This is a genomic window from Flavobacterium sp. HSC-32F16 (assembly GCF_024171645.1).
GTDB lineage: Bacteria > Bacteroidota > Bacteroidia > Flavobacteriales > Flavobacteriaceae > Flavobacterium.
Window position 1 is genome coordinate 1 of record NZ_JALKAC010000002.1, and the last position, 12,028, is coordinate 12,028.

General features: G+C 34.2%; 12 protein-coding genes. 1 reads left to right on the forward strand and 11 read right to left on the reverse strand.

The window, feature by feature from the left end; translation table 11 throughout:
• Nucleotides 1-726: T9SS sorting signal type C domain-containing protein (locus tag L1276_RS06565; protein ID WP_253786303.1), on the forward strand; the 726-nt coding region annotated here is incomplete at its 5' end.
• Nucleotides 727-805: 79 nt separating this feature from the next.
• Here L1276_RS06565 and L1276_RS06570 read toward each other — a convergent pair.
• The 11 genes from L1276_RS06570 to L1276_RS06620 form a co-directional block, all read right to left on the reverse strand.
• Nucleotides 806-1,975, reverse strand: a complete 1,170-nt coding sequence (locus L1276_RS06570; RefSeq protein WP_253786304.1) for a beta-ketoacyl synthase N-terminal-like domain-containing protein — start codon at nt 1,973-1,975, stop codon at nt 806-808.
• 122 nt (nt 1,976-2,097) lie between these two features.
• Nucleotides 2,098-3,369: an adenosylmethionine--8-amino-7-oxononanoate transaminase gene (bioA, locus tag L1276_RS06575; RefSeq protein WP_253786305.1), complete on the reverse strand. Its 1,272-nt coding sequence runs from the start codon at nt 3,367-3,369 to the stop codon at nt 2,098-2,100.
• 26 nt (nt 3,370-3,395) lie between these two features.
• Entirely contained in the window at nt 3,396-4,028 is a 633-nt protein-coding gene (gene bioD / locus L1276_RS06580) for a dethiobiotin synthase (protein ID WP_253786306.1), read from the reverse strand.
• Nucleotides 4,029-4,192: 164 nt separating this feature from the next.
• Nucleotides 4,193-4,807 (reverse strand): hypothetical protein, encoded by a 615-nt coding sequence (locus L1276_RS06585; protein ID WP_253786307.1) that lies wholly within the window; start codon nt 4,805-4,807, stop codon nt 4,193-4,195.
• Nucleotides 4,797-5,228: an RNA polymerase sigma factor gene (locus tag L1276_RS06590; RefSeq protein ID WP_371924152.1), complete on the reverse strand. Its 432-nt coding sequence runs from the start codon at nt 5,226-5,228 to the stop codon at nt 4,797-4,799. Before L1276_RS06590 ends, L1276_RS06585 begins: the two co-directional genes overlap by 11 nt.
• Nucleotides 5,229-5,303: 75 nt before the next feature.
• Nucleotides 5,304-6,164, reverse strand: coding sequence for a TraB/GumN family protein (locus tag L1276_RS06595; protein ID WP_253786309.1), 861 nt, complete (start codon nt 6,162-6,164; stop codon nt 5,304-5,306).
• Nucleotides 6,165-6,367: 203 nt separating this feature from the next.
• Nucleotides 6,368-7,504, reverse strand: a complete 1,137-nt coding sequence (locus L1276_RS06600; protein WP_253786310.1) for a pyridoxal phosphate-dependent aminotransferase family protein — start codon at nt 7,502-7,504, stop codon at nt 6,368-6,370.
• A gap of 251 nt (nt 7,505-7,755) precedes the next feature.
• The gene (locus L1276_RS06605; protein WP_253786311.1) at nt 7,756-8,040 is read right to left on the reverse strand and encodes a hypothetical protein; all 285 of its coding nucleotides are present in this window, start codon (nt 8,038-8,040) and stop codon (nt 7,756-7,758) included.
• Between the two features lie 232 nt (nt 8,041-8,272).
• Nucleotides 8,273-8,554: a F0F1 ATP synthase subunit epsilon gene (locus tag L1276_RS06610; protein WP_253786312.1), complete on the reverse strand. Its 282-nt coding sequence runs from the start codon at nt 8,552-8,554 to the stop codon at nt 8,273-8,275.
• An 83-nt stretch (nt 8,555-8,637) separates the two neighbouring features.
• A complete protein-coding gene (atpD, locus tag L1276_RS06615; protein ID WP_047777068.1) occupies nt 8,638-10,149 on the reverse strand; it encodes a F0F1 ATP synthase subunit beta in 1,512 nt (503 codons plus the stop codon).
• A 232-nt stretch (nt 10,150-10,381) separates the two neighbouring features.
• The gene (locus tag L1276_RS06620) at nt 10,382-11,953 is read right to left on the reverse strand and encodes a G-D-S-L family lipolytic protein (protein ID WP_253786313.1); all 1,572 of its coding nucleotides are present in this window, start codon (nt 11,951-11,953) and stop codon (nt 10,382-10,384) included.
• Nucleotides 11,954-12,028: the final 75 nt, after the last annotated feature.

Sequence of the window (12,028 nt, forward strand, 5' to 3'; positions counted from 1 at the left end):
GGCGGCAACAATGGAAATTTCTATAAAACAGCAAAAACTGAAAACCTGGAAAGAAACCGTGTGTGGCTGAACTTCACAAATGCACAGGGAGCTTTTAAACAAATTTTGGTAGGTTATATCGAAGGGGCATCAAACGGATTAGATCTTAATTATGATGCGGCTAGTTTTAACGGGAACACTTATGTAGATTTTTACAGTATCAGCGAAACAGCTAAATTTTCTATTCAGGCCAGAGCGCTTCCTTTTGAAAACAGTGATATAATCCCGTTAGGCTACAAAACAACAATTGCAGGAGATTTCACCATTTCGATTGATCACGTTGACGGATTCTTTGACAGCCAGAATGTATATCTGGAAGATAAAAAAACAGGGGTTACATCAGATTTAAAAACAGGCGATTACACTTTCAAAACAGAAATCGGTACTTTTACAGACCGTTTCAGCCTTCGTTATACTAATAAAACATTAGGAACAGGTGATTTTGAAAATGTAAAAGACGGACTTTTAATTTCTGTAAAAGATAAAATAGTCAAAGTAACTTCTGCAAAAGAAAACATCAAAGAAGTTTCTGTTTTCGATATTACAGGAAAACTGATTTACAATAAAAAGAAAGTTGCAAATACTGAATGGTCAATTTCAAACCTTCAGTCTGCAGATCAGGTGCTGCTTGTAAAAGTTTCCCTTGAAAACGATGCACAAGTAACCAGAAAAATCATTTTCAAATAAAAATCATTTTCTTTAATCAAATAAAAAATCCATTTGTCAGCTGGCAAATGGATTTTTTTATTTAAGATATAATATACTTTTATGCTTTTTCAATTAAAATACTAACTGCATTTCCACCAAAACCAACAGCATTTACCAAGATCTTTTTAATTGATTTCTTCTGATTTCTCTTTTCTGAAAATGGAGTTTCTATAAAAGTATCATATTGCATCATTAATAATGCCAGCTCCAGACTCAACATTCCTGAAGCACCAAAAGTATGTCCGATTTTCCATTTATTTGTTGTTAGCAAAGGAACATCTAAACCAAATACTTTTTCAATTGCTCGTAATTCTGTCAAATCTCCTTTTATGGTTCCGGGAGCATGCATTACGACAGCATCGATACTTTTTAAATCAATATCCCTTAAAGCCATTTTCATCGATTTTTGAAAACAATCTGCTTCCGCAGAAATAGAAATATTATGTTCCAAAATTTCTGTTGCATACCCAACTCCCGTTACATATGCAATCGCGTTTTCTTTTTCACCGGCTTCTAAACAACAAACTGCCGCTCCTTCTCCCAAAATCATAGTATTTTGTGATTTATCAAAATCGAAAGCTAGATTAGGCCAAAGATCTGCATTTTGATCAATACGTGAATATATTTTTAAGGCACGCATTTGAGCAATGGTAAAATCAGTCAAAGGCGCTTCACTTCCTCCAACTAAAAACTTATCAGCCATTCCTGATTTTAACCAGGCAACCCCGTTTAAAAGTGCATGAAGTGCTGTTGAACAAGTAATAGAATGTGAAATTTCAGGCCCGGAACTTTGTAAATCATGGGCAATCCAAGATGAAATATTTCCTAAAGTAGTAGTTGGCGACGATAAGGTCTGTGATTTTCCGGTTTCGAGATATGCTGCATAATGCTTTTCGAATAAATCTGTAGCACCTCTTGAAGAACCAATATTGATTCCAAAAACATCATCTTTTTTCCAACCTGCATTTTCAACAGCTTTTCTGGAAGCGGCTAAAGCAAATAAAACCGAATCATCTAAAAATTTATATTTAGTATCAGACTCCCTTATTTCAGCAATAATTCGTTTTGATTCGGCATCTAAAGACGCAACAGAAGTTTCCTGCTGATCTAAAAACTGCTTTTCAAAACAATGCTTTTTATCAAGATATTTTTCCCAAATCTCATCGCTGTTATTTCCTAACGGAGAAATAGATGAAAAAGCAGTTATGGCAATTTTAGGTGTATTCACAATAGTTAGTTTTGTACAAAGGTCTGTAAAAATGGCACATTAATAACACAGGTTGAACAGATTTACACACAGGAAATAATTAATCTGTGTTCATCCTTTAATCCTTTAAATTTGCGGGCAAATTATACCATTTCAATAGCTTCTTCAATTGTATTATATACTTTTTGAAGTTGTTCATCTGTCATTATATACGGAGGTAAAATGTAAACGATATTTCCAACCGGCCTTAAAACAACGCCTTTATCAATAAAGAAGTTATACAATTTGGTCCGCATTGATCCGTAATAACTTTCGCTTGAATCCGATTTTATTTCGACAGCAAAAATAACTCCCAAAACTCTGGCAGTTAAAACTTTTGGATGCTTTTCAACTTTCCTTTGAAACTCTAAATGGTTTTTATTTATTCTTTCAATATTGCGCTGCATTTCATCAGTCAGCAGCAAATCTATACTTGCTAAAGCGGCGGCACAACCTGTAGGATTTGCTGTAAAAGTGTGTCCATGAAACAATGCTTTATTAATATCGTCATCATAAAATGCATCAAAAATATCTTGGGTAAATGTTGTAATCGCCATTGGGATTGTTCCTCCGGTTAATGCTTTTGAAAGACAAATCATATCCGGTTCTTCCAAAACATAATCCATTGCAAATGTCTTTCCGGTTTTTCCAAAACCAGTCATTACTTCATCGGCAATTGTCAGAACTTTATTTTCTTTACAAATCTGAATTAATTTTGCTAAAGATTCTGGTTTATACATCACCATTCCAGCCGCACCTTGTACCAAAGGTTCAAAAATAAATCCCGCACAATTGTTATTTTTGATTGTATTTTCCAGCGCCTCAAAACTTGTCTGCTCCTTCCCCTCTATCGGAACCGGAATTCGAACCACATCTATAAACATACCCTGAAAAGCCTGTGTGTAAAATGAAATTCCACTTGCTGCCATTGCTGCAAAAGTATCTCCGTGAAAGGCATTTTCAAAAGCAATAATAGTCGTTCGTTTTTCATTTTTATTAAAAAAATATTGCAAAGCCACTTTTATAGCTACTTCAACAGCTGTTGAACCATTGTCTGAAAAGAAAATTTTCTGCTGATTTTTAGGCAGAATCTCTATTAGTTTTTCAGCTATTTTTACCGCCGGTTCATGCGTAAAACCTCCAAATAATACGTGTTCTAAAGTAGTCAGCTGTTTGTAAATCGCATCGGCAATATATTTATTGCTATGCCCAAACGGATTTACCCACCAGGAAGCAATGGCGTCAATATATTCTTTACCATCTTCATCCCAAAGCAACACCCCTTCGGCTTTTGTAATCGCGATTGGTCTTTGTGCTGTTTTGTGCTGCGTATAAGGATGCCATAAATATTGGCTGTCTTTTTCTGTTAAAGTCATCTATGTAATATTGTCGATTTCTGATTTTAGGTTTTAGATTTTTCTAATGATAGTAAATCATTTCGGAACAAATCTGCGTATTCAAGAATTACATTTTGATCAAAAAAGGGTTCTTTGTCAATTCTCCCAATGTATTTTATTTTGGTTTTGTTCAGAATTAAACTTTCTGTTGATTTGTTTTCGCTTCCGCTGAAGATAATTCCTGCCACTTTAAATCCTCGATTCTGGATTGCTTCAATCGTTAATAAAGTATGATTGATACTCCCAAGATAATGCCTGGAAACTACTATAATCTTATAATCGGCTTTTATTAAATCGATGATGGTTTCGTTTTCATTTAACGGAACAAAAATGCCGCCCGCACCTTCAATAACTAAATGATTATCTGATTTAGGTTCCTTAATTTGATTCAATTCGATCGTTATTCCATCAATTTCCGCAGCCAAATGCGGGCTGGCTGGTGTATTTAATTGATAACTATTCTCGAAAAGCCGGGTCTTTTTATTAGAAATTAGAGATTGAACTTTATGTGTATCTGAATGATCTAAATCTCCCGCCTGAACAGGTTTCCAATAATCAGCCTCTAAGGCCTCAACAATTATAGACGAAGCGATTGTTTTTCCAACATCAGTAGAAATTCCTGTTACGAATATTTTCATAAATTGATTGTTTCACAGAGATTTTCAAAAAATGCACAAAGATTCAAAAAAATTACTTTTCCTTTTTTGTGCTGCTTTGTATTTTTTGTTTGTGACTTTGTGTAATAATTTATTCAAAAATACCAATAAAAAAAGAAACCCATCATTACGATGGGCTCAGTTTATTAATCTTCTTTTAATTCGTCTAAAACTTTTCTGATTTCTTTGGCAAATTTTCCATAAAAATGACGCACCCACCATTCTACATAAAATCCCATAAAAAACAAACTAAAAAATACGATTGAAAACAACCCGATCAATTGGGAATTAGTAAACTCATCTGAAAAAAAACCCGGCACTTTAGAAAACGCATAATAAGAGAAACCTACTAAATACAAAATCAAAAAGGGTGTCAGCGCAAAGCCAAAAGTTTTATAAAGCTCCATATTCAATCTTATATCAAAATAAATTTCATACAAACTGTCTTTTGTCTTTAAAGTTAATGTATTGAGTCTTTTATAAAACTGATAAAATCTTACCAAATAATACGCACAAATAGCGACGTATAAACTAAAAAGCAAGTAAAACAAAATGTCCATTTTTTCCGGAAAATCATATATTAACGGAACAAATCCAAGAATGGCAATGCACACGATTTGATATTTAAATTCTCTTTTAAGATTTCTTTTGATTTTATCCAGAGGTGTATTTACCAATTGTATTTTTTCTAGGTTATTAGGAACAACAACATTTTCAGTTTTCTCATTGTTCCATGCATTTTGTATGTCGTTAAAATCCATATCCTTGGTTTTTAATTATTTCTTTTAATTTTTCTTTTGCTCTATTCAGTTTTACTCTGGCATTTCCTTCTGAAATTCCAAGATTTTCTCCTATTTCTTTATGTGAAAATCCTTCTAACTGATAAAAAATAATAGCCTTGTCAATTTTTTCCAGTTTTTGAACTGCTTTATAAAAATGTTCTATCTGGCTTTCTTTAATCTGAGAATCGCCTTCTTCCTCTTTTACATTATCTGAAGCGATATCATATTTATCAACTTTTCGTTTTTCTTTCTTTAGAAAAACAATTGCCGTATTTACTGCAACCCGATACATCCATGTCGAAAATTGGCTTTCGTTTCTAAAAGAATCATACGATTTCCAAAGCTGGCAAATAATTTCCTGAAATAAATCCTTTTGATCGTCATGCGTATCCATGTACATTTTAGAAACTTTATACAAAATACCCTTATGACTTTCTATCCGATTTAAAAATTCCTGTTCCTTTTCTTTCAAAATCTACTTTAGAATTGGTTCTACCTTATAACCTGCTTTTCTGAGCAAATTAATAACTCCAAATTCTCCTCCCAAATGTGCTGATCCAACGGCAAAAAAGACACTTTCTTTTTTCATTATTTCAGGCATATTTTTAGCCCAATTTAGATTTCTTTCGTCCAAAATAATCTTTTTTGTTTTTTCGCTTGTAAACTTTTCGTCAGTTGTAATATTGTATAATGAATCAATATTTTCTGTTTTATAAGTCGAAACTAATTTTGTCGTTTCTTCTGGCGCGGATTCTTCTAGCATTGCAATTATTTCATCATTTGTGTACGCATTTTCAAGTATTCCAAATTGGTCTTTTACAGATTCTAGTCCGCCAATTTCAATATTCCTTTTCTTCGCCTGTTCTATAAATTCCATTTCGTAGAATTTTAAATCTGTACAGCCAAAAGTTTTCATCGAAATCAAACTCAAAACGGTTAGCAGACTAAAACTGTCAACTTGTTGCACCGTCATTCCAGTAGTTTTTTTCAAAATCGCATCCAATTTAGCTAATTGTATCGAATTCAGCTTTTTACTCAATGATTCTTTTCCCATTGCCAGTTGCTGCATTTCCAACATTTCTTTTGGATCAGAAAAGTTAATTTCCAGCATTAATTTTTCTGAAGACTCGAACGCTTTTTTTGTTTTATCAGCCAAAAAATAATCAGGAGAACAAATCATGTGAATCGTTCCGTATAAATAAGAAGGCTTCGAAAGTCCGTTTCCCGAAACTTCCCATAAAAGTGAGTTTTCTAATTTTGAAGATGTTGTTTGAGCTTTTGTTTTTGCTCCAAAAAGAATTAGTGTAACTATAAATAACTTGAATAGATTTTTCATTTTGAGGTGAATTTGGTTGATGAATGAAACTCATTTTGTAATTACAACCCGTAAGTAAATGAATTGTCAAAACGTTACAAAAAAACTAAAAATTTATTTGGGCCACGGATCAAACATCTGATTATCAAAATATCACTCTGAGCAAAATCAAAGAGTTCGCGAACTAAAACAGACTTGGACTTCGCTCAGCCTGACAATGAAATCTAAAATATGAAATCTCGCAAAAGCTCTAATACGGAACTAATTTCTTCTTGCGAATTATAGCTGTGGATGCAAAAACGCAAACGTTCCTGGCGCTCAGGAACTGTTGGAGAAAGTATCGGTTTTACATCAAAACCCTTATCTTGCAATTGCTGAGCCAGCTTTTTTACGTTTTCATTTCCCTGAACAATTGCAGATTGAATAGCAGATTTACTTCGAACAAATATGGGTTTTAAACCCAATAAGTTTTTCTGCTGATTGAAGAAAACAATGTTTTGACGTAATTTTTGAATTGCTGCTTTCTCAACTTCTAATTGCTGATATGCTATTAAAATTGTGGCAACAGAGTGTGGCGACAATCCTGTGGTGTAAATAAAACTTCGGGCGAAATTTACGAGATATTCTTTAAGTTCCGGACTTCCAAGTACAACCGCACCGTGACAGCCTAATCCTTTCCCGAAAGTCATAATTCGGGCAAAAATTCTGTTGTGTAAATTTAAATATTGAGTCAATCCTTCGCCTTTTTCACCAAAAACGCCTAAAGTATGCGCTTCATCAACGACGAGATAACAATTGTATTTTTCAGAAAGCTTTACTAACTCTTCTAAATTTGGAGTATCTCCATCCATAGAAAAAACAGTTTCGGTAACGATATAAATATTGGTGTCTGGAAATTTCAGAATTAAATGCTCTAAATTTTCAAAATCATTATGATTGAATTTAAAAGATTTGGCATTTGACATTGTAATTCCATCCCGAATTGAAGCATGACTTAATTCATCATATAAAATAACATCATTTCTTTGCGGTACAGCGCTAAAAAAACCCAGATTGGCATCGTAACCCGAATTAAATATTAAAGCCGATTCTGCCTCATGAAATTGCGAAATAAAACTTTCTGCAATGTGATAAAGGGAATGGTTTCCAGAAATTAATCTTGAACCAGTTGCTCCATTTTGAAAAATTTCATTTTCGTGCAAGTAGGCATGAGTAAGTTTGAAGATCGTTTCTGATTTTGAAAACCCAATATAATCATTTGAAGAAAAATCAATGAGATTGTTAAACACAGGTAATTTACGAAGCGAGTTGTTATGCATTCGCTTTTCAAGCTTTTGATTTAGATTTTCAGGTAAGTTCATAAAACAAAGTTATGAAATTGAAATTTGGAAAAATCAAGAGACAGATCTTCATTATTACAACATTCTCAAGGCAGTGTCCTTAATAATTGAAAAAATTAACTTTAATCCAATTGTGAATCTGCCATACTTCAAAAAAAAAGCCAAACAATATTTGTCTGGCCTTCTTCTATTCTCAAATTATTATTCTCTTTCTATATTATTTAAGTATAAAAACTTTATAAGACAGATATGAAAAAATACATTAAAATCAATTAATAAACTTTATAGGTCACAGAATTAGTTGTGGTACTTATAATTGTATAAATAGTACCTGCTGGCAAACCACGCTGAACAATATCTCGTTCAATAGGAATAAGTGGTGATTCGCAACAACTATTCCACGCACAGGTGTATGTTGCACCAAACACAACACTTCTGACTTCAACTGTGTTTTGATTCTCTGTTGAAGTTTTAATAACATTCTTAGAATTCGTAGTTAGAGACATTGTCCCAAAACTTAACGCAATTAGCAGCATTCCCAAAAAAACTTTTTTCATAATATTTTTTTTAAATGTTAATACGCTTACAAACATAATGTATGTTAAGTAAAATATTACAATATTTTATACTTAGTTTTCATCTTTTTTGTTAATTTTCTGACACAAAAACATTTGTAGCGATATTTTATTAAACATTAAAAGGATAACCAATCAACAACTGCGCTTTTAGTTAAATTCATAAAAAAAGCCAAACATTTCTGTTTGGCTTTCTATTATTCTAAAAATTGTCTTAGTCAACTAAAACAATTATTTTATTGTCTTTCATTTCGATTGTACCTGACGTAATCTCTAATGTATAAGTTTGGTCATTAACTCTCGTAAATTTATCCGCTACCTCTTTAGAAAAGCTAAAACTTGGCGCTGCAATTTTTATAGTTCCTTTTTCTAGAATAGAAACAATAGGAGCGTGATTATTCAAAATTTGAAAGCTTCCATCAACTCCAGGTAATGTAACAGATGTAACTGTTCCTGAAAATAATTTTGCCTCTGGTGATACTATTTCTAAAATCATATTTTTTTTAGTTAATAGTTGATGGTTGATGGTTGATGGTTGCTTTCTAACAACTGACAACTAACAACTAACAACCAATATTATTATGCTTCAGCTAACATTTTTTCTCCAGCCTCAATAGCATCCTGAATAGAACCTTTTAAGTTGAAAGCTGCTTCTGGAAGGTGATCTAATTCACCATCGATAATCATGTTGAAACCTTTGATAGTATCTTTAATATCTACTAAAACTCCAGGAATACCAGTAAACTGCTCTGCTACGTGGAACGGCTGAGACAAGAAACGTTGTACACGACGTGCTCTAGATACAGAAAGTTTATCTTCTTCAGATAACTCTTCCATACCAAGAATCGCGATGATATCTTGTAATTGTTTGTATTTTTGAAGAATTTCTTTTACTCTTTGTGCACAGTCGTAGTGCTCGTTTCCTAAAATTTGAGGAGTCAAAATTCTTGAAGTAGAATCTAACGGGTCAACCGCTGGATAAATACCTAGCTCAGCAATTTTACGAGATAATACAGTTGTTGCATCTAAGTGGGCGAAAGTTGTAGCCGGCGCCGGGTCAGTTAAGTCATCCGCAGGAACGTAAACCGCTTGTACAGATGTAATAGATCCTTTGTTTGTAGATGTAATACGCTCTTGCATCGCTCCCATCTCTGTTGCCAAAGTTGGCTGGTATCCTACTGCAGATGGCATACGTCCTAAAAGTGCTGATACCTCAGAACCTGCTTGTGTAAAACGGAAGATGTTATCAACGAAAAACAATACGTCTTTACCTTGATCAGTTCCAGCTCCATCACGGAAATACTCAGCGATAGATAATCCTGAAAGTGCCACACGTGCACGAGCTCCAGGAGGCTCATTCATTTGTCCGAAAACGAAAGTAGCTTTAGACTCTCTCATTCCTGGCATATCTACTTTAGATAAATCCCATCCTCCATTTTCCATAGAGTGCATGAAATCATCACCGTATTTAATAATTCCTGACTCTAACATCTCACGAAGTAAGTCATTTCCTTCACGTGTTCTTTCACCTACTCCAGCGAATACTGAAAGTCCACCGTGACCTTTTGCGATATTGTTGATCAACTCCTGAATCAATACTGTTTTACCAACACCAGCACCACCGAACAATCCAATTTTACCCCCTTTTGCGTAAGGCTCGATCAAATCGATTACTTTAATACCTGTGAATAAAACTTCAGATGAAGTTGATAAATCTTCGAATTTAGGAGCTTGTCTGTGAATAGACAAACCGTTTTCTCCTGTTTTTGGCAAGTTTCCTAAACCATCAATTGCATCTCCAATTACATTGAATAAACGTCCATATACATCTGGACCGATTGGCATTTGGATTGGATTACCAGTTCCAACTACTTCATATCCTCTTGACAAACCGTCTGTAGAGTCCATAGAGATTGTACGAACAGTGTTTTCACCAATGTGAGATTGTACTTCTAGAACTAATAACGTTCCGTCTTTTTTTGTGATTTCTAATGAATCATAAATTTTTGGAAGTTCAACATCTTTACCGTTGAAAACTACGTCTACTACTGGTCCAATGATTTGAGCAACTTTTCCTATTACTTTTGACATTACTTATGTATTTATTAAATAGCTATTTAGGTTTATCGAAAATACCTCTTTTTTCAGAGCGCAAAGATAATTTTTTAAAATATAAAATCAATTTTTTTTTCATAAAAAATAGCATGATTTTGTTTGATTCATAAAAGTAGGCAATTTAACTGCGCTTTCTAACAATTTTTAACTAAATAAAAAAAGCTGCTCTATTTTACAAATGAGCAGCTTTTTTTATTTAGTTTTCCGATTATTGAATGGTTTCCGGATACTGAATTGGATATTCTCCTAAATCAACATGTCGTAAAGTTGAACCGTATTTCGCATTTATGGCATCAACAAAGATATTAGCAATCAAGCCATAGCCTCTGGCGCTTGGATGCACACCATCTAAAGAAAAAGCCCCACCGGTTGCAAAAGAAGAAGTCATTGTAAAATTACCAAATCTAATTCCTCCGCTTGCTAATTGTGTCAAAGTGGCTCTTGTATCAACAAATGCCAGTCCTTTTTCTTTTGCCACGGCTTCTATTGTTGCGTTATAAGCATCCGTTGCTTTTTTAATTTCTGCAATTTCAGTTGGAATTAATACATGTTTATCTTGTAATGGATAGGATATTCCAAATGCATTCAGCGGAGCTGGAGGCGCAATTCCAATTCCAGAATTCGCTGCAGTTGGAGCAGACCCAATATCCGGCCTGGTTGTCAGAACAACTAAGTCAGTAGCTTTAGCTTGTCTGGCCTGTCCAAAAACAGCACCATAAAAAGCCGCATTCTGCGCTCCTAACGTAGGTGTAAATGCCGCAGTTAACTGAGCAGACAAATTAGTAAGAGTCTCATCTTTTATCAACAAAGGACTTGTTCCTGTCTCAGAAAGCAAATTAATCCTGTCTCCAGCGTTTAATGCTGTCAACACTTGTTTTAACGGTCCATATAATTGCGCATTAAGAGCTTTAATATTAGCTAAACCTACAACTGCATCTTCTTTTCCAATGGTTTTTGCTGTAAGCGGATTGTAAGGAACAGTTGTAAAATGAGGTAAAGCGGTAATATATGGCAAATTTGCCACAACCCCTTTTGCTCCTTTTGCTGTTAAACCAGCAACTAAATTATTATATACACTCGCAAAAACTGTAGGATCTGTAATATCATTTCCACCATAAGTCGCCGGGTTAGGATTTCCAGTCTGATCTTTTCCTGTTCCTCCCGAAGTCGCATACAGCAAAACATCATTTCCTCCTATAAACAAAGAGAAAAAAGTTGGGTCCTGCACCAAAGCATCAGCCAAAACCGTTGTTGAAGGCGTGCTGGCAAATCTCACAAAATAAGGATTCGCCGCACCGATTGCCACACCAGCAACATTACCATAATTTGCAGCTAATAAGTGATAACTTTTTGCTCCCGGAACACCTAAATTATTAAATGCACCTGTAAGATGAGCCGTAACCTCAGTAGTTGGTTTCCCTGTAACATTTGTTGGAGTTTGAGTTTTTCCTATAAAATACAAACGAGTGCCCGCAATTACATTTCCACCCAATAACAAACCTCCAATATTATCATTCATAAGGGGCTGTGTAAAAGCGCCGCCACCAGCCGCAACAAATTGCTGCGCTAAGATATTTGGATATGAATTCTCCTGCCCTTTTTTAAACAATGCATTATCACTATAACCGGCCGCAAAGGAATCTCCAAGAGCGATATATTTTGTAAAAACTGCTGAACCTGGAACTACCGGAACTTCTTCGGGCGTATTATTATCATCATTATTACAAGCTGCCATAAAGGTTAAAGATACCAATAGCAGTAATTTTATATTTTTTTTCATGTTAGTACTTTTTAAATTATTACCTCTTCATTTTTCATCAAATAACTTCAAAGAAGCTATGTCAATTTCACACAA